At 42.2% G+C, this 18,110-nt stretch carries 14 protein-coding genes and 4 pseudogenes; 9 read left to right on the top strand and 9 right to left on the bottom strand.

The genetic code is table 11. The features are described from left to right. Positions 1–347 precede the first annotated feature (347 nt). Positions 348–689 carry an FxLYD domain-containing protein gene (locus tag Electrica_RS03425; RefSeq protein WP_141963449.1) on the top strand — a complete coding sequence of 114 codons (342 nt, stop codon included), beginning with the start codon at positions 348–350 and terminating at the stop codon, positions 687–689. A 216-nt stretch (positions 690–905) separates the two neighbouring features. On the opposite strand, the gene Electrica_RS03420 is transcribed toward Electrica_RS03425, so the two are convergent. The 3 genes from Electrica_RS03420 to Electrica_RS03410 all read right to left on the bottom strand — a co-directional run bounded on the left by Electrica_RS03420 (position 906) and on the right by Electrica_RS03410 (position 2,729). Then, positions 906–1,226, bottom strand: a complete 321-nt coding sequence (locus tag Electrica_RS03420; protein WP_141963447.1) for a CcdB family protein — start codon at positions 1,224–1,226, stop codon at positions 906–908. Between the two features lie 2 nt (positions 1,227–1,228). Then, entirely contained in the window at positions 1,229–1,465 is a 237-nt protein-coding gene (locus Electrica_RS03415; RefSeq protein ID WP_141963445.1) for a type II toxin-antitoxin system CcdA family antitoxin, read from the bottom strand. A 319-nt stretch (positions 1,466–1,784) separates the two neighbouring features. Continuing rightward, positions 1,785–2,729, bottom strand: coding sequence for an ArdC family protein (locus Electrica_RS03410; protein WP_141963443.1), 945 nt, complete (start codon positions 2,727–2,729; stop codon positions 1,785–1,787). Positions 2,730–3,307: 578 nt separating this feature from the next. Between Electrica_RS03410 and Electrica_RS03405 the strand changes: the two genes are divergently transcribed. From Electrica_RS03405 to Electrica_RS03380, 6 genes and pseudogenes are all read left to right on the top strand, one after another. Then, entirely contained in the window at positions 3,308–4,585 is a 1,278-nt protein-coding gene (locus tag Electrica_RS03405; RefSeq protein ID WP_141963441.1) for a DNA methyltransferase, read from the top strand. A 15-nt stretch (positions 4,586–4,600) separates the two neighbouring features. Further along, a complete protein-coding gene (locus Electrica_RS03400) occupies positions 4,601–6,697 on the top strand; it encodes an AAA family ATPase (protein WP_141963439.1) in 2,097 nt (698 codons plus the stop codon). Beyond that, on the top strand, positions 6,687–7,325 hold the full coding sequence (locus Electrica_RS03395) for a hypothetical protein (protein ID WP_141963437.1): 639 nt from the start codon (positions 6,687–6,689) through the stop codon (positions 7,323–7,325). Before Electrica_RS03400 ends, Electrica_RS03395 begins: the two co-directional genes overlap by 11 nt. Then, positions 7,315–8,403 carry a hypothetical protein gene (locus Electrica_RS03390; protein ID WP_141963435.1) on the top strand — a complete coding sequence of 363 codons (1,089 nt, stop codon included), beginning with the start codon at positions 7,315–7,317 and terminating at the stop codon, positions 8,401–8,403. Before Electrica_RS03395 ends, Electrica_RS03390 begins: the two co-directional genes overlap by 11 nt. 814 nt (positions 8,404–9,217) lie before the next feature. Then, complete coding sequence (locus tag Electrica_RS03385; protein ID WP_141963433.1) at positions 9,218–11,164, top strand: AIPR family protein; 1,947 nt, start codon at positions 9,218–9,220, stop codon at positions 11,162–11,164. Between the two features lie 207 nt (positions 11,165–11,371). Beyond that, positions 11,372–12,034 (top strand): annotated as a pseudogene (locus Electrica_RS03380) (IS630 family transposase); the annotation flags it as partial. 238 nt (positions 12,035–12,272) lie between these two features. Here the strand turns inward: Electrica_RS03380 and Electrica_RS03375 are convergent. From Electrica_RS03375 to Electrica_RS03365, 3 genes and pseudogenes are all read right to left on the bottom strand, one after another. Next, positions 12,273–12,668: pseudogene (locus tag Electrica_RS03375) on the bottom strand (aconitase family protein); the annotation flags it as partial. A gap of 151 nt (positions 12,669–12,819) precedes the next feature. Beyond that, positions 12,820–13,134, bottom strand: a complete 315-nt coding sequence (locus Electrica_RS03370) for a CcdB family protein (RefSeq protein ID WP_100683472.1) — start codon at positions 13,132–13,134, stop codon at positions 12,820–12,822. Positions 13,135–13,136: 2 nt separating this feature from the next. Continuing rightward, on the bottom strand, positions 13,137–13,373 hold the full coding sequence (locus Electrica_RS03365; RefSeq protein WP_100683473.1) for a type II toxin-antitoxin system CcdA family antitoxin: 237 nt from the start codon (positions 13,371–13,373) through the stop codon (positions 13,137–13,139). Positions 13,374–13,552: 179 nt separating this feature from the next. Here Electrica_RS03365 and Electrica_RS03360 point away from each other — a divergent pair. Beyond that, positions 13,553–13,718 (top strand): annotated as a pseudogene (locus tag Electrica_RS03360) (transposase); the annotation flags it as partial. 217 nt (positions 13,719–13,935) lie between these two features. Here Electrica_RS03360 and Electrica_RS03355 read toward each other — a convergent pair. After that, positions 13,936–15,093, bottom strand: coding sequence for an MFS transporter (locus tag Electrica_RS03355; RefSeq protein WP_141963431.1), 1,158 nt, complete (start codon positions 15,091–15,093; stop codon positions 13,936–13,938). Positions 15,094–15,134: 41 nt separating this feature from the next. Then, the gene (locus Electrica_RS03350; protein WP_141963429.1) at positions 15,135–16,037 is read right to left on the bottom strand and encodes a DMT family transporter; all 903 of its coding nucleotides are present in this window, start codon (positions 16,035–16,037) and stop codon (positions 15,135–15,137) included. A 270-nt stretch (positions 16,038–16,307) separates the two neighbouring features. Here Electrica_RS03350 and Electrica_RS03345 point away from each other — a divergent pair. Beyond that, a pseudogene (locus tag Electrica_RS03345) lies at positions 16,308–17,367 on the top strand (iron-containing redox enzyme family protein). On the opposite strand, the gene Electrica_RS03340 reads toward Electrica_RS03345, so the two are convergent. Then, positions 17,343–17,921 (bottom strand): TetR/AcrR family transcriptional regulator, encoded by a 579-nt coding sequence (locus Electrica_RS03340; RefSeq protein WP_141963425.1) that lies wholly within the window; start codon positions 17,919–17,921, stop codon positions 17,343–17,345. The pseudogene Electrica_RS03345 and the gene Electrica_RS03340 sit on opposite strands and share 25 nt — an antisense overlap. Positions 17,922–18,110 lie beyond the last annotated feature (189 nt).

The following is an 18,110-nucleotide window of genomic DNA, read 5'->3' as shown; positions in this document are numbered from 1 at the left end:
AATCAGAGGAGTTGAATTTTTCAAAAAAATCATATTTATATTTTTCGCAACGGGATGAGCACAGGTTTCAAATCTTACATATCCCAAAACCTGTGGACAACAAAAAATCTCATAGCATATAAATCATTTGTGTGTTCAATCCAATTGTACAGAAGCATGAGTTATCCCTTTATGAGCATACTCTAGGATATCTTTGCAATGGGGAAAGATCAAATCAACCATCAGATAAATTAGAGTTCCCACCTCATAAAACGACAACTTCTTTTTGGATATAATACAAAACAGTCATTAACAAATAAACACTTCCATTATACAGTAATATTGTTCTTGCTCATGGAGATTAATAAATGTTAAGAAAAATCGCTATAATTTCTATCCTTTTCGCCGGGTTTTCAGGGGCCGTATTTGCAGAAAATATAAGTAAAGATGTTGAACTCACCAGTCTTCAGCTCGCTGACACACCAAACGGCCTGAAGAATATAACCGGAACAGGTACCAATAAGAGCAATCATGAAATCGATATGGTGATTATTAAGTTCAATCTGCTCCAAAACGGACAAATTATTGGACAGGCGGTGGACATGGTCAACCATATCGAACCAGGGCAAACCTGGAAAATATCCGCAGTATATAACAGCATTGCTCTCAAACCCGACAGTTTCAAAGTGACAGAGGTTTCTGTCCACTAACGATTCTATAGTCGATACGTTACCAGCTTAAACTGACTGGATTTTTTATCATACAGTCTGATTACTACGCAAACGAAAAACCAAAGCGTCGTTAATCAGACTGGTTGACAGTTTCGGAACAGTGATATGGAACAATGTATCTATACCGTTCGGCGCAGAAAAACGTGAAATCTTTCTCTTCCGCACGATAGACGAACTGGCACAGGCTCCCGGCAGTCACGACCAAATGCCGTCGATGAGGAAATCTATAGCGGCCTTTACCTGAGTGCGGTACTGCGAAGCATCACAGAACATCACCCCCAGCGCCCGGACAGGGACACTCGCCAGTTCGTGAGTCATGACAGCGTATTCCTGGCCGTCCGTCAGTCTGACCACGGGGACAAGGCGATCCGGGCGGCGGCCTGCCGGATATCTGTCAACAGGCAGCAACGGGATCACGATCCGGCGGTTCAGTTGTCCAATAATATCGCTTGTGACATCAAGCAACAGTGGGTAAACGGCGCTTTTACCGGTATTCCCGTATACGGTGAACTGCATGGTTAAAATGTCCTATATTCATCACTGAAACAGCCATGTTCATCATGAAAACGGTTTAATGCGTCGATGGCCTCCCTGTTCTCTTCCTGCCATTTTTTCGCTTCATAGTGGCGAAGCTCCGCATCGAGGGCGGTTGTCAGGGTCGCACTGAGGTTAATGCCTGCCTCACGCGCCCGGCTCAGTAAGGCTCGCTCTACCGTCATGGTCACACTCTGTGTGCTGCGTTGTTTCGCTGTCATGGTTTCTCTCCCGCAATGAATACGTGCAAATTGCACGGCCCGATGCACTTATCATAGCACCAAAAACAGGTCCTGCTACCGTTGCAGTCTTTCACATTTAACAATGGGTCGTTATACCTGTTCCGTTATCAACAGTAATCACCGGTATAAAATGTCGTTTGCGGGATGGGCGGGCTCTTTGCCGCCCGCACCCGCAGCCTGCGAATTTTCCGGGCACCCGATGCCCGGAAAATTCGCAGGGAAATTGCTCCCCCTGTTACTCTGCCTACCCCAATATAAGGTTAAAGCCGCATTCCTTTGCGGCTTCCCGTTCTTCAACTCAAACCTTATCCATCAGATAACGATGCGCCTTCGATGCTGCGCTGGCGGCTTTGAAAATATAGCGCTTGTCGTTTTTCAGTGCTTTCAGCCAGGAAGCAATATAGCTTTCGTGCTGAACCTCTCCGACAATTCCCAGATCCGCCATCAGGAACGCGCTTCCCAGCTCGGCGATCAGCTCCTCAAATGCATAATCCTCACTACCGAATCTTCCTTTCATTTCACGGTCAAGACGTGTTTTACCACCGCTCCAGTGCACCAGCTCATGCAGGCCGGTGGCGTAGAAATTAGCGGCATCGGAAAAAAGCTGACGCTCCGGCAGCCAGACCTCATCGGTTGAGGGCCTGAAAAAGGCGTTTTGTCCTTTCTCTATGATGTTTACGCCGCTACTCTGGAAAAGATTTTCAGCCTGCGGCAACGGCTCGAACGTTTCAGCGGGACTCACTGCCTCAGTAGTCAGGGAAAGACCGTCAATTTGCTGAACGTTAAACACAGTGAAGGTTTTCAGCATCGGGATATGATCGATTTCTCCGGCGTCGTTCTCCTTCTCCAGTGTGGTATAGAAAATAGCGGTCGTGCCATGCTCACCTTTGCGAACCTGCCCGCCCTCTGCCTGAGCCTGTTTATAGGTCATCCAGCGTGAATCACTGAATCCCTGTTCTGACGCACTGCACCACAGCAACATGATATTCATCCCGCTGTAAGCCGCGCCGGTGGCGTAGTTGGAAGGTAAACCGGACATGCCCGGTACGCGCTGCCACGGACACGTCCAGGGCTTAACGCCTGCTTCCAGTGCGCTAATGATGCTATCGGTGACGGTCTGATAAATGTCGGTTTTGGTTTTAGACCATTTCGTTTTTGAGGAGCCTGACGGGTCCAGCGGGGATACGCTGGTCGCCGCTGCGGTGTTAGGGGCGCTGGTCTGGGTATGCAGGGAAATTGTCATGGTTTTTTCTCCGTCAGTGGTGTGATTTTCGTCTTCGTATCGCCTGACGGTTCGCTTTCCCGGCGTCGTTCTGGCCCGCAAGGGCGCAGAATGCGTGCCATTTACCCTTGCGGGACGGGTTGTGCCGGGAAACGATTAACCGGAAGCGAATACGGAGAACGGGAAACACACGGGAGAAAAAATCTGCCCCTGCATAGCTGGACTTAGCGCCCCTTGCTCCGCAGCGGTGAAATGAAGTTTGGTGAAACAGCGTTCAGATGTAGACGTTTGGGCAGGAGTCTCTTTTTATCTTGGCACCGATATTCGGAAGGGTCCAAGTACGCGCAACTAAAATAGTTATCCTTACAACCCCCAAATTTGTTAGTACATAAAGTGAAAACTCATGAAACAATAAACCTCAATAATTTCAATGAATTAATATTACACATCCACTAAAATATAAATAACCAGTATCTACAAAAACTCATCCCGCTGTTGACATACATTTCTATTAGTTAATAATTCATGATATACGAGTGGTGGTGTATCATAAACGCACCAAAATAAATATAACTAATTGTTTTATAGAGATTTAATGGATGCGTGGATACAAGAATGGCGTAGATAGTCTACTACAATGGCAGGATCTATCTGCCCCGTTAAGCACTGCGCAAGGTGTAGGAAATGTTCCGTTCCAAAGATGGTTCAAATTTAAAGAGGCATTTTCGCCCAAATTTGTACATGATGTTATCCAAAGATCCTCTATCGAGGTAAAAAATATTTTGGACCCCTTCGGTGGTTCAGGTACAACAGCACTTACATCTCAGCTCATGGGGATTAAGCCAACAACAATCGAGGTCAACCCCTTTCTTGCTGATTTGATCGAAAGTAAGCTCACTAGCTATAATAGCGAAAGCTTAATTGACGATTGGTCATATGTTATGAAAATCGTTGATACTCAAACCCCAAACCTGGCTCTGCTTTATAAAAACGCGCCAAAAACACTTTATCATAATAATGAAGAATTTAGGTGGGTCTTTAATAAAGAAATAATTTATAGAATCGCGCAATATAGAGAATCATTTGAAAAAATAGAAAAAAATGAAAATAAAAATTTGTTAAAAGTTCTTTTGGGAGCAATTCTTATCCCTTTTAGCAATGTACTAATAAATGGTAAAGGTAGGCGGTATAGAAAAAATTGGCAGTCTTTAACATACTCTACAGATTCTTTTGATGCAGCACTACGCCAGAAAGTTGACGATGCTATTTTTGATATAGTTCGTTATTCAAAAACAAAATCGGAAGAATATAGACTTTTTAGAGGGGACTCTAGGAAGTTAATATCAGAAGTGGAAACCAGTGACTTGGTATTATTTTCACCGCCATATCCTAATACGTTTGATTACACTGACATATATAATGTTGAACTTTGGGCCTTAGGTTATTTAAATGATTCGGAAGATAATAAAAAATTAAGATCCAACACGTTACGTTCTCATGTTCAAATAAAAATGTTTTCTTCACCGCAACCAATTTCACCAACGCTATCTGAGACATTAGATAAATTAGATGGGAAGCGAAAAGAACTTTGGAACAAAAATATACCCGACATGATTAGTTATTATTTTCATGACATAAATGTAATAATGACAGAATCTATGCGCGTTCTTGAGAATAACGGAATGGCAGTGATTGTAATTGGTGACAGTAGATATTCAGATATAAAAATAGACACAACAAAAATAACCTGTGAGCTTGCAAAGGAAATTGGATTTACTATCAAAGATCTACAGGAAATTAGAATAATGAAATCCAGTGCTCAGCAGGGATGGGCTAAAAATCTAAGTGAGACCGCTATATTTTTGGAAAAAAAATAATTAAAGGACAATATCATGATTTGTTTCCCTGTAATACGCAGTATTGATATAAAAGGGTTTCAGATATATAAAAATGAGAATAATGATGGTATATCTCATGAGCTTAATGGTGGCATTCACTTAATTATTGGTGTAAATGGATTAGGAAAAACAACATTACTAAGTGCGTTATTTAGACTCTTAGTAGGTCCCAAAGATATCCCCAAAAGCGATACGGCACTTCTGGGAAGTACCGGCCATACATTGGCACAATGGAGAAAAAATTCATTCTTCCGTAATCGAGTTAAAGATGGAGCAATTAATTCTTTCATTAAATGTAAAGTATCATTTGGCGATAATATCCTCGAGATTGAAAGGAAACTATCTAATCTTGAAGTAGTTGGGTTATCTAAAAATGGGGTTATTTTAGAAGCATCACAGGATGAATATGAAAGACAAATTATCGAACTTTCCGGGGCAGCCGATTATGTAGATTTTTATTATATAATTAAATACTTGCTATTCTTCTTAGAAGATAGGACAGAGCTTATTTGGGATAATCGAGCTCAATTTGAAATGATGCGTATTTTATTTTTTGACGCAGAATCATCTAGAGAAGCTGTAAAACAATATGATATCGCTCAAAAAGCAGATAGCAAATACAGGAATTTAAATGCCTCGTTAACAACAATTAGAGATAGATTAAAAGAAAAAAGCGATGCTGAATCAGAGAAAAATAGGGCCACATATATATTGGAGAAAACAAAACTATCAGCTCTAGAAGAGGCCTTTAAAGAATCACAAGATAATTACATCAATCAAAAAAACATATTGGAAGATGAAAGATTAGCAAAGGCGACTTATTCCAGAGATCTAGATGAATTAAAATATGCAATAGACTACAACCAGCATTTAATATATGGACATTACCTACCAGATAACGATGCGACATTAGAGTATATACTAAAGAGCTTAAATTCTGGAGCCGGATGCCTGGCATGTGGGAACGAAAGTGCCAGCCCTGATTATTTTCGTAAAAAGTTTTCTTTAGATAAGCGATGCCCTATTTGTAATTCACAAATAGAAGGTAAAGAAAAAAATGATCACTCCATTGAGCATTTAAATAATGAACTTAAAATTTTATATGCAAAAATGGATATATTAGAAGATTCTATATCTTCTAAAACAACTATTATTGAAGAATTAAAAGAAGGTGTGTATGTAATTGAAAACATACTTAGAGACTCAATGCTAGAATTGAAAGCATCTCAAAACAGAGTTAAAAATCTTGAAAAAAACATGCCCCTAGACGAAACTGAAAAACAGGAACTCCAACGCATAATAGATTTTAGAGAAATAGAACTCCGTGAGCAAAATAATATACGAAACGAAGCAAATGCAAAGTATTTAAACATTTTAACAATTAATAATGAAAAACTAAATGTGAAAATGAAACTGCTTGAGCAGAGGTTTAAATATTACAGCAAGAATCTATTAGCAGAAAGAGTTTTTATCCGTTATGAAACCCAATCAAGAAAAATTGGCCAAGGAATTTCCGCAATTGATTTCCCATGTTTTAAGGTATTAATGACATCTGGTGTTTTTGATAGAGAGCCATCAAAGAGAGAGACTGCCGACTCTGTATCGGAATCTCAGAAGGAATTCATAGACTTAGCATTTCGATTATCTCTGATTGATGTTATTAGTGCGGAAAACCAATCACCCGCAATGGTTGTTATGGAAACACCAGAAGCTAGTTTGGACAGCTTATTTATACATGAAGCAAGTAGATTATTCAGAGAGTTTGCTAATGCCCAAGATGGGAAAAACATTTTCTTAGCAAGCACCAATTTAAATAAAAGTGAAATGATTCCAGCTCTATTGGGGGCTATTTCTTCACCTGCCACATACGATAAGTCTGATAGTGATATCATTCTTAATAAATTAGGCCAAGAAACATCAATAAAAACAGCAGATGGAATCTGTCGTGAAAATAGAAGTAAACATATTATTAATTTACTAAATCTTGCGGCTCCAAATTTATCATTAAAAAATAATTGGAATGAGTATAATTTAATGTTTTCTAAAGCAGTATACCCTGAGGACTATGAGGATATCGCAGATGAAAGATAACATTGAACTTTCGTCAAGGGGATGGTTACTTTTATTTTTTGAGGCCGCTGAAAGAAATGGAATATATCCTATAGCCATGGATATGCTGCATAAACTTATATATCTTGCAAATGTATTGTCCCCTGTTTCTGATGTGAAAATGCCTAACCATTATACATTAAAGCACAGACGAGGCCCTTATTTTCCAAGAGCTCAGCTTGATATTGGGATATTGGTGGCCCAACAACTTGTTGAGTCACAAAGTGTAGTTGCGATAAAAGATGAACATGGTTTTTGGCTTAAAGGGAATTATAGAATAACAAAGGAAGGGTTAGATATAACCGAAGAAATAAATGACGATACAATTCTTGAAAACTACTCAATCTTTTTGCGTGAATTCTTCAGATCTTTAACATATTTATCAAAAATACAGATACACGAAATAAATAATTTTGAAATACACTATAAAATAGTTTCCGATGGGCTTGGTGTAGATATATCTACCCCCGATAATAATTTTACAAAAGAAGCAATATCGCATTTATTTCCTCAAGAACGCAGTCAGACCACAAGAGAAGGAATTCATCGTTACATTGCTTACTTAAAAAATGCTTTTGATAACATGGGAGCTAAACATAATGAAAATTAATAAAAATAATTTAAATAGCATTATGGAGCCAGATAGTGTTGAGAAAACACGACAGAGCATCCCTGAATCAAGTAGTAGCCTGCCATCAAACTCGAGTGCAGATCCATATAGTTTTATAGTTAAAGTAAAATCCTATTTAAATAATAGAATAAAAGTTTCAAATGATATAAGATCCATTGGCGATTGTTTATTTGTCTTAGTACCTAATGACATTAAACGTGATCTTGAAAATCTTGGTCAAGAAGTAAATCGTTTTTTCTCATTCACATCAATTGATATTAAAGGAAAAGTAATTCTTTCATTAGATACTAATTTATCCCGCGTTAGAGTAATAGACACTGAATATGACAAATGCAATAGTAATATTGACATTCAGAACATGTTTTCTTCCGAGATAGATAATATATTAAAATTCAATCCAAAAACGCTTTGCTATGCCCGATATGAAAATGAAAATTCCGTTCTAAATTCATACCCAGAAGGAGATGAAAATGAAGGGGAATCAAGCCCAATAATAACGAAAAAGGTTATTTACAATTGTTCCGATCTAGAAAGACATACTAATGACTTTTACTCAAAAGAACTAATGTACCCTAGTTCGACAATGATGATATGGGATAGTCAAAAAGAATTCACTCTAACCAAAAAGGCCGAGACAAGAATATCTGCGAGGCTGGCGGATAGTCTTCAAAATAAACTAGGGCCAGAAAACGTCATATCAGAAGGAACTGTTAATAGCGGACGAATGGATATATACATCTGCCCTAGCGCAATGATAGAAGAACACGGCCCATGTGTTATAGAGCTAAAGGTTTTAAGAAACGGAAATGGTCTAAACCATGATAGACGTTGGTTATACAAGGGGGTTTTACAAGCAAGGGATTATGCGACGGATAAAAATGCAAAATCAAAATACCTTTTATCTTTCGATGGCAGAGAAAAGTGCATTGAAATAGATTCAATCATTAAACTAGCAAATAGGTATAGTGTTAAATATATTAATTATAGAATGTATAACAAAACAGACCAAGCACGAGATGAAGAAGTAGAAAATCTAGTTGGTCCAATTGATGACTAGTTCCCACGTTGCCGCTTGAAATAATTCTGGCGGCTTTGAGTTCATTTAAAGTAAAACACAACCCAAGTATTTCCAATAAAAATTATTACTTTTATCTACACATGAATTAATTAGATTATCTATTATTAACAAGTGACCTACCTGCTAAAACTTAAATAAATTGAGTGAAATTTCACTCAATCAAAAAGATGCGAACCAACCCCATTAATTTGTGATCACATACACATTCACTATCAAAATATGATGCTTTCTATTATTCTAGCAAGCCTAAGTGAATTAGTTTGTTATATTACTACGCCTGCCGCGCCGTAATAGCGTCCTGCACGCTGTCGTCCAGATTGCGGGTCATCAATTCAGCAAACGGAGTGACCTTCATAACCCAGAAATAACCATAACATAGATCTCTACTAACTCCTGCACTTGCTGTTTTTATATAAAAACACTTCTATAAGTATAAAATAAAGGCTATACTAACCTTACTCTAATTTAAATAAAATCATAACTAAGATGGGGCGGCAGAGGTGTAGCCGTGCGCACGACATAAAAAAAGATGCAGGCGAGTCGTATGTCGCCTGTAACAGTTTTCAGGAGGTCAAGCCTGGAACCTTAATTTTCAGGCACGAATTGGGGATACTGCGGTTAATTAATGGCAGCAAGCAGAATTAACAGGAAAAACGGCACTAATGTTTCGTTTACCTGCAATTTTGTAAGAAAAAATAAATCCGCATAATAAACCACATTATTTTCATTGATTGACTCAATATTTAGTGTTACAACATATCTATTTTCACTTATTTATTAATGAAGGTATTTTATGGATAATATAATCTTATCGGGAATGCTTCGAGAGTTTGTAATTAAAAACAATTTGGAAAATGATAATCAAGATTTACAATTTGAAAAATTCGTCAATTATTGTCTATTGAAATCTGATCATTATGATTCTTTTGAATTTGATAAAGTCAGTACTGGCGAATGTATTGGAGTTGATGGTTTTGCCATTTCAATTGGCGGAGTAATTATTGATGAAATGACTGATTTGGAGAATTTCACACGAGCACAGTTTGAGGTTAACTTCATATTTTCTCAAGCAAAAACATCCACTAAATTTGATTTCGGAGATTTTTTAAAATTCACCTCAACCGTAAAGACTTTTTTCGGCAAAGATAAACAAGCGGTACCAACTCAGTTACATAAAGCATTTGATCTTAAAACCTATATTTATAATAAAAGCGCCAAATTAAAACATTTACCAAGTATTGAATTAGATTTTGTCTACACTGGTCATTTTGATAATAGTAACAATGACATCATTTCTCAAAAGGATACGTTCTTACAAGATATGCGGTCAATGCCATATTTATCTTCATCTGTAACATGCAATATATATGATGGAGACGCAATTGCAAAACTATACAGAGAAACACAGAATGACATTTTTGTAGAAATACCATTCGAACGACATGTATCGCTCCCAAAAATAAAAGGAGCAAAATCGGCTTATTTAGGTGTGGTAAAATGTTCTGATTATGTAAAGATAATACAAAAGAGCAATGGTGATATTAATAAAGGGTTATTCTTTGAGAATGTACGTGACTTTCTTGGTAATCAAAATCTAGTTAATGATGATATAGCTCAAACCATCAAGAAAACAGAGGAAAGAGACAGATTTGCTATACTCAATAACGGATTAACTATCGTCGCAAAGGGAATAATTCCATCTGGAGATAATTTCCAATTATCTCAATTCCAAGTTGTAAATGGGTGTCAAACCAGTCATGTTCTTTATAATAACAGAACACTTTTGACTGATGATATGTATGTGACAATAAAACTTGTCGAAACCACAGACATTGATTTAAGTGGGCAAGTTATATCAACCACTAACAGTCAATCACAAGTTACAAAAGAAGCATTTGCAACAATTCGCCCATATCATCGCTTTGTTGAAGACTTTTTTAATGCGATGAGAAACAATGTTGGGTATGAATATTATTATGAACGCAGACCTCATCAATATGATCATGAACAAGAGATAAAACAACAATTTATTACTTCCGCCCCAACATTGATTAAATCTTTTGTGTCCACAGTTCTGGAAGAACCCCATAAAGTCCATTATTACTATGGAACATTACTATCTGAATATAATCAGAATAAATCCAGTGAACTCTTTTCCGAAGATGATTATCCTGGATTATATTTTGCGGCCCATCATATTACTTTCAGAACAAAAGGCTACGCCTATAAGGATCGCCAATTAAGAGAATGGAGTTTCCATCTTGCTCTATTAATAAAAAGAGCCATTGCTCCTGAGTTATGTAGAGGGATGGCTATTATTGACAAAAGATTTTTACAGCTAATGATAAGGATTGATGAAAATATCGAATCAGCATTTAATATAGCAGCCAATTTCTTAAAATCAAAAAAAATAAATGCAAAAGAAAACAGAAACCCTGATATTACTAAAAAACTTATAGCCGATTTCATGCGCTATTTATCAACAAATCCTATAGATAAAAAGACAAAAGGTAAATCACAAGCATCAGATAAAAATTTCACCTTAAAAAATGGCGAATACATAGGGATAATTGATAACATCATACACAATAAAAGAAAAATCAGAATTCAGCATGGTCCTTTCAAAATAGAAGGGGAAGCTGTTAATGATGAAGTATTTAAATTAATGCCTGGAGATAAAGTCCTATTTAAAATAAGACAGGATAAAATTACAGTTGAGCCTTACATACATACCATTTAATTAACAATACACCCCATTATATATTTAATGGGGTTAGTATTTAGTATCATCACTGCTGCTTTTCATTTATTATATAAATCACATTTTTAATTATAAATAAAATCTAAATAACTTCTCAAAATAATAGATCACCTGAAGGGAACTCAGTCCGGATTGAGCGTTCTGATCAATCGCAAAATCAAAACAAACCACTAACCGGACTGCGCAATGCCGATCATAACAGCAATTACTGATGAAGAACGACGACTGATGCGTAAAGAAGCCCGGCAAACCCGCGATAAAAACCATTCCCGGCGGCTTATTGCTCTGCTTATGCTGCATCGGGGAATAACCGTTACCGAGGTCGCCAGGCTGCTCTGTGCCGCCCGTTCGTCCGTCGGCAGATGGATAAACTGGTTAACTTTATATGGTGTTGACGGCTTAAAGAGCCTCCGGCCCGGGCGCGCTTCACAGTGGCCGGTCGCCGATATCCTTCGGACTTTGCCGCTGTTGGTACAACGTTCCCCCGGGGATTTCGGCTGGCTGCACTCGCGCTGGAGCACAGAGTTACTGACCCGTATCGTCAACCGGCTTTTCGATGTGACTCTTCACCGTTCCACCTTACACCGCTACCTGAAACAGGCGGGAATGGTCTGGTGCAGAACCGCGCCAACATTGAAAATCAAAGACCCACACTATGAGGAAAAGCAGCTTGCCGTCGGGCAGGCGATGGCTCAGGAGCAGATAAACCATCCCATGTTTTATCAGGATGAAGTCGATATCGACCTGAACCCGAAAATTGTCGCAAACTGGATGCCTAAAGGGCATCAGAAACGCATCGCCACGCCGAGACAAAACCAGAAACATTATCTGGCCGGCGCACTGCATTCATGATCTACATATGAAAATACGGGTCAAGCCAAGGGTCTTGACAACAGGCAGGAATAAAATTTATGCTAATTTTCAAATTAATAGATAACTGAATGATCCCGAGTCCGGGCACCACTATTTAAAGAACCCGCCCACAAGGCGGGTTTTTGCTTTTGGGCTTCTGGTAGATGTCTGAGTATGCAGGTCAACCTGGCAGCCACCTTCCCTCCCCCCTGGCACTATTTCCACTCCTTTCTGATTACACTACCGTCTGGAAAATCACACCTTCGGCCTTCTCTGTGTACTGGGAAAGCTGGTTGAAGTTCAGATAACGGTAAGTGTCCGCCGCGGTCTCATCCACCTGCGCGACGAAGGTCTGGTACTCTTCCGGCGTCGGCAGTTTGCCGAGCAGGGAAGCGACCGCGGCCAGTTCCGCAGAGGCCAGATAAACGTTAGCGCCGGTCCCTAAACGGTTCGGGAAGTTACGGGTCGAAGTGGACACCACCGTCGCACCGTCCGCCACGCGCGCCTGGTTACCCATACACAGGGAACAACCAGGGATTTCGATACGCGCACCGCTCTTACCAAACACGCTGTAGTAGCCTTCTTCCGTCAGTTGCGCCGCATCCATACGGGTTGGCGGAGCCACCCACAAAGGAAAAAACCAAAGCGTCGTTAATCAGACCGTTTGACGGTTTCAAAACAGTGATACGGAACAATGTGTCAGTTCCGTTCGGCGCAAAAAGCAGTGAAGCTTTTCTTCTGCGTACGATAGCCGAACTGAAGCAGGTGCCCGGCAATCACGGCTAAATGCCGTCAATGAGAAAATCAATTGCAGCCTTTACCTGCGAACGGTACTGCGCAGCATCGCAGAACACCGCCCCCAGCGCCTGAACCGGGATACTTGCCAGCTCGTGGGTCATTACCGCGTATTCTCTGCCGTCTGTCAGACTGACGAAGGGAACAAGGCGATCCGGGCGGTGGCCTGCCGGATACCTGTCAACCGGCAGCAGCGGGATCACTATCCGGCGGTTCAGTTGTCCAATAATATCGCTGGTGACATCGAGCAGCAGAGGGTAAACGGTGCTTTTACCAGTATTCGCATATACGGTGAATTGCATGGTTAAAATGTCCTGTATTCATCGCTGAAACAGCCATGCTCATCATGGAAACGATTTAGTGCTTCAATGGCTTCCCTGTTCTCTTCCTGCCATTTTTTCGCTTCATGGTGCCGAAGCTCGGCATCTAACGCGGCTGTCAGGGTCGCACTCAGGTTAATGCCTGCCTCACGCGCCCGGGCCAGTAAGGCGCGTTCCACCGTCATGGTCACGCTCTGTGTGCTGCGTTGTTTCGCTGCCATGGTCCCTCCCCTGCAATGAATACCGTGCAAATTACACGGCCTAATGCACTTATTATAGCACTGAAAACAGACCCGGCGACCATTGCCGCCCTTCACATTTTACAGTCGGTCGTCATACCTGTTCCGTCGTCCACAGCAATTGTCAGTATCCCTGCAAAACGAATCATTCACTTTTAGAGATCTTCCGACATACTAAAGCCCGATTCACCAAACACCTGATCATTGCCGTTCTGAAGTCCGTCGAAGCCGGACGTACCGTTAAGGATGTCTGCCATGAAACCGGTATCTCTGAACAACTGGAAAGCGAAGTCTGATGGTATGGAAGCCTCTGATATCAAAAAGATGACTAAGAACTGCTTCCCGCGTTATGGCGACTGACGTCTGCATACCAAAACGGTCGATATCATCGACAACCGCTTGTTTCAGCGCTTCATGCGTCGCGAGTCCAGGATACGAGCAAGAGATGAACTCCCCCATTTTCTGCCATCATCAATAGGTGATTTCTTTGCCCTCCCTTTTTACCACTACCAGTTCATTAATATGTGAAGAAAAGACCCTGGCTTTATATTTCAGGGACCTCTGTGTTCTCTTTTTTACCCGTTTTCCATTGTGCGACCTTAAGTGTAGTGACCACCAGCAGAGACAAAATCGCCAGCAATAAAGTGCTTACCCCGAGCGTCCTGCCGAAGCCCATACCGGTATCCGTTAGTTTTACGGCGAAAAAGCTAATGGCTCCGGCGCTCACAGTCTGAATAAACCCGGTAACCGATGCCGCAATACCTGTCTTCGTGCCTTTAATTTGCAGGGCGATAAAATTCGCCGTCGGGTAATAAGCGCCAAGGCTTAAGTTAAAAATCATCGCACCGGCGATGCATAAGAGCAGTGAATGGCTGCCAAGAATAAAAGGGACAACCGACAACGCATTAACAATAAACAATACCCACGGATTAATCATTCGTTCGAACTTCGCCATCTGATTTCCGAGGATAAAAAACAGTACGGATGCTGAGAAAAGCAGAGAATAGTTCAGCGTACTCAGACCAAACTGCTGCATAAAAATAGCCGGAGACAGCGAGATATAGCAAAACAGCGAACTCAGGATAAGTGAGACCAGCAGCGTCCCCTGGATAAACGCCGGGGTGACAAACCCGGAAGATGAGGGGAGCACCGCCGCATCATGGCGCGCAAGGGCGCGCGGAGACAACAGCAGGGTCACGACGCTAAACAGGGCCATCACAAGGAACAGGCTGTTCCAGTTCAGATGCCCAAGAATCAAAGCCCCGACCAGCGGCGCAATCAGAGGAACAACCGCACTGGCCGAAGAGATATCGGAAAGCGCGCGCTTGAGGATCAGCGGGGAAAACGTCTCTTTTGCTATCGCTTTGGAAAGCACCGGCCCGGCCCCCGCGCCTACGGCCTGTAACGCTCTGCCAGCCAGTAACGTCATTAAACTTTCGGACATAAAGCAAAGAATGCTTCCGGCGAGGAAAAGTAAAAAACTGGCCGTCAGCACCCGTAATTTACCCAGTTTTTCGCCGATGAATCCTGATAATAACTGGCTACCGGCGTATATCACCAGAAAACCGCTAATTGTCAGTTGAATGGTCGAATAATCAGTATTGAAAGCATTTTGTAATATCGGTAATGCCGGCACCATCATATCCGTGGCCAGCGCGGAAACCGCTGCGGCGAGAATAAGATACAAATACATCCTGAACATCGCTAATTCGTCCTTAAATTATGAACTCATTCCATTACTATTTATGCATGCACTGTGGCTTTTTTAGCCAGTGAACAGGTGGCGATCCCAGTCAAAATTAACAGCGTGCTCAGCAAGTGATAAAGATGTGGCTGGGTATGCAAAAAAAGAATACTTAATATGCCACCGGAAAGCGGAATAATATGGGTATAAATTTCACCACGCGTTGCACCAATGGCGGCGATGCCTTTGTTCCAGAACAGATAGGCCAGCCACGAGGGAAAAATCACCAGGTACGCCAGTCCGCTGAGGAAATAGATATCGTGGTATGCGGCGAATGAGGTCGTCGGGTATCGCCACAGCCAGAAAGTCACCACCGGAATAAGAATCAGGGCGCCGAGAAATGAACTGGCGGCAACGAAAGCGTTAGCGGGTATGCGGCGATCCTTATTACGCAGCAGCGAACAATACAACGCCCAGCTCAACGCCGATCCCATCGCCCATAGATCGCCATGGCTAAAACTTTTCAGCCCCGCTGATTGCCTCAGGTTACCGTGCAGCAGGAGGACCAGCACGCCGGCGGTGCTAAAGATCACGCCCAACCAGTTACGCGCCGATACCCGATCGTGGAAAATCAGACGATTAATAATAAGCACCATGCAGGGGGTCGCTGACATGTAAATCGCCGCATTCAGCGCGGAGGTCGACTGCAGGCCAATATAGAGGGTTAAAGGAAAACTCACCTGCCCGCACAGCGTTAAAATCAGCAGCGTAGAGGCATTCTGGCGAAGCAGTTGCTGACTTTCGCGAATTTGTCGATGATAGAGCACCACCAGCAGCAGCGCCGTTAACGCCCATCTTGCTTCCGTCATGAGAATCGGATCCGCACCCTGAACGAGAATATGTCCAACGACATAATTCCCTCCCCAGAACAGGGCCGCCAGCGTGAGTAACAGGTAAGGCATGCTGATTCCTTGCATCACTTCAGACTGTACTAAATAGTAACGTTTTATTTTTAATAACATCAACTATTTTTTAATATTATTGAAATAAAACAAGTTACACCATTAAAATCAATTAATTATAAAAAATACACGCCAGTTATAAAATAAACTTGCAGCACCATTATCGGTACTATAACGTATATATACCATGCGCTTTACAAGGATAAATTAATGCGCACAGCTGAAAATCCTCTCGCCGGAAACAAACATCATTCCGATAATCCTTTTGACATGGACAGACTGCCGCTGGACGAAATGATTGACCGGCTCATCAACAGTGACGAACTTTCGCTGACGCTGACGGCCACTCCGCAGCTTGCAGAAAAGGTCTGGTATTTGATGGAAAACACCTGCATCAGGGCGTTTACTGCGGGCGATCTACAGGCGAAAAAATTTGCCCTCGGCGCGCTTTTCCAGCTTTACCAGACCTGGCTGGCTGAGCCGCTATCCATGGCCGCCAAAAACCAGTTTCACCCCCTGCTCACCAGGATCCGGAATTACATCGAGTCCGAATGGCTGCGGGCGGAAAAGAAACACATGGTTTGCCATAAACCGGTTCTCAACGCCGGGAATATTGTTGCAGAACTGCGTAAGCTGTGTGAGATGCACCCGGCCTCACATCACCCTCTGTTTGACTTTCTCGCAACATCAGCTTCCGCAACACAGATAGATTATTTCTTCAAAAGCGACAGCGCGCTGAATCTGCTTTTTTTCGATCTGGTCGCTATGGGTCTTGTCGGTTCCCTGCCAGAAACGCGCGCTGAAATTGCCCGGAATCTGTGGGATGAGATAGGCCAGGGAAGTCATGAAATCACGCACGTCAATCTGTATAAGGATTTACTGAAGCGTCGGGATATTGCCTTACCCGATAATCATTTTACCCATCTGTATGACTGGCAAGGACTTGCTGGCTATAACGCGTTCATGCTTGGCGGGGTTAACCGGCAGCATTACTACAAATCGCTTGGCGTGATGGCGATGACAGAATTACTCGATCCTCCCCAGTATCAAAAACTTGTCGCAGGTTGCCTGCGTATTGGGATGACAGAACGCGATGTGCATTATTATGCAGAACACATCACGGTTGATATCGGGCACGCCGACGGATGGCTGAATAACGTTATCGTACCGACAGGTAAAAGACATCCCGCGGCGATGGAGGAAGTGTACTTCGGCGCCGCGCTTCGTCTGCAAACCTGTAACGATTACTACGATCGCCTGCTGGAGACGTTACGCGCACTTGAAATACCTGGCATGGCGCGATGATCAGAGCGTCCCGCCTTCGGAATAAATAAGTGCTTTCGCCGCACTCCAGGCCGTCATTCCCGGGGGAATCTCCCGGCACTCAGATGACTCAGCCTGTTGGGCGGCGATTGCGCCATCGATAAGCATGACCATCATCATCGCCACCCGTTCCGCCGGTTCCGGTTTCAATACACTCACGAGAATGTCGCAAAAAAACTGGTAGAGACGTGATTTAAACGTCGAGCAGGTCACCCGGATAGCCTGGGAAGAAGCGCCATATTCGAAGAGCGCGCGGGTGAACATGCAGCCATGAAAATCTTCGCATTTAAACCAGTCGTTATAGTATTCAAAAACGGCAAACAGCTTCTCCCGCGCCGAGGCTTTATCCGCAACAATATTCTGCAGATCCTGCATAAACTCGAGTTCTTTCAGCTGTAAAATGGCGAGGATGAGCGCTTCTTTATCCGGATAGTAGCGGTAGAACGTCATTTTGGAGATGCCCGCATTCTCCGAAATCCGGTCAATGCTTGGCGACTGATACCCCTCTTTGTTGAACAGAGACATGGAATGGCGGAGAATTTCCGCTTGTTTTGGCTTCATACATCGTTTTCCTGTGAAAGGATTCAATATCAGCTTTATGCTGGAAATATTAAGCGCTCAACATTCAATTGATAGACGACTTCGCACGTCCCCCCAACAAACCGCCAGCGCTAAGACCTTATCTCCAAAGATATGCCGTTCCGGGGAAAATCCCCTGCCCTTCCATGCTGACGTCAGAATCTTACCAGG

The sequence above is a fragment of the Klebsiella electrica genome (assembly GCF_006711645.1).
Classification (GTDB): domain Bacteria; phylum Pseudomonadota; class Gammaproteobacteria; order Enterobacterales; family Enterobacteriaceae; genus Klebsiella; species Klebsiella electrica.
This window is presented reverse-complemented; position numbering and strand designations above follow the sequence as displayed.

Excerpts from the sequence above, each read along its gene's own strand:
- Electrica_RS03420 (WP_141963447.1), bottom strand. The coding sequence starts at position 1,226 with ATGCAGTTCACCGTATACGGGAATACCGGTAAAAGCGCCGTTTACCCA.
- Electrica_RS03385 (WP_141963433.1), top strand. The coding sequence starts at position 9,218 with ATGGATAATATAATCTTATCGGGAATGCTTCGAGAGTTTGTAATTAAA.
- Electrica_RS03390 (WP_141963435.1), top strand. The coding sequence starts at position 7,315 with ATGAAAATTAATAAAAATAATTTAAATAGCATTATGGAGCCAGATAGT.
- Electrica_RS03405 (WP_141963441.1), top strand. The coding sequence starts at position 3,308 with ATGCGTGGATACAAGAATGGCGTAGATAGTCTACTACAATGGCAGGAT.
- Electrica_RS03410 (WP_141963443.1), bottom strand. The coding sequence starts at position 2,729 with ATGACAATTTCCCTGCATACCCAGACCAGCGCCCCTAACACCGCAGCG.
- Electrica_RS03400 (WP_141963439.1), top strand. The coding sequence starts at position 4,601 with ATGATTTGTTTCCCTGTAATACGCAGTATTGATATAAAAGGGTTTCAG.
- Electrica_RS03340 (WP_141963425.1), bottom strand. The coding sequence starts at position 17,921 with ATGAAGCCAAAACAAGCGGAAATTCTCCGCCATTCCATGTCTCTGTTC.
- Electrica_RS03355 (WP_141963431.1), bottom strand. The coding sequence starts at position 15,093 with ATGTTCAGGATGTATTTGTATCTTATTCTCGCCGCAGCGGTTTCCGCG.
- Electrica_RS03395 (WP_141963437.1), top strand. The coding sequence starts at position 6,687 with ATGAAAGATAACATTGAACTTTCGTCAAGGGGATGGTTACTTTTATTT.
- Electrica_RS03370 (WP_100683472.1), bottom strand. The coding sequence starts at position 13,134 with ATGCAATTCACCGTATATGCGAATACTGGTAAAAGCACCGTTTACCCT.
- Electrica_RS03365 (WP_100683473.1), bottom strand. The coding sequence starts at position 13,373 with ATGGCAGCGAAACAACGCAGCACACAGAGCGTGACCATGACGGTGGAA.
- Electrica_RS03350 (WP_141963429.1), bottom strand. The coding sequence starts at position 16,037 with ATGCCTTACCTGTTACTCACGCTGGCGGCCCTGTTCTGGGGAGGGAAT.
- Electrica_RS03415 (WP_141963445.1), bottom strand. The coding sequence starts at position 1,465 with ATGACAGCGAAACAACGCAGCACACAGAGTGTGACCATGACGGTAGAG.
- Electrica_RS03425 (WP_141963449.1), top strand. The coding sequence starts at position 348 with ATGTTAAGAAAAATCGCTATAATTTCTATCCTTTTCGCCGGGTTTTCA.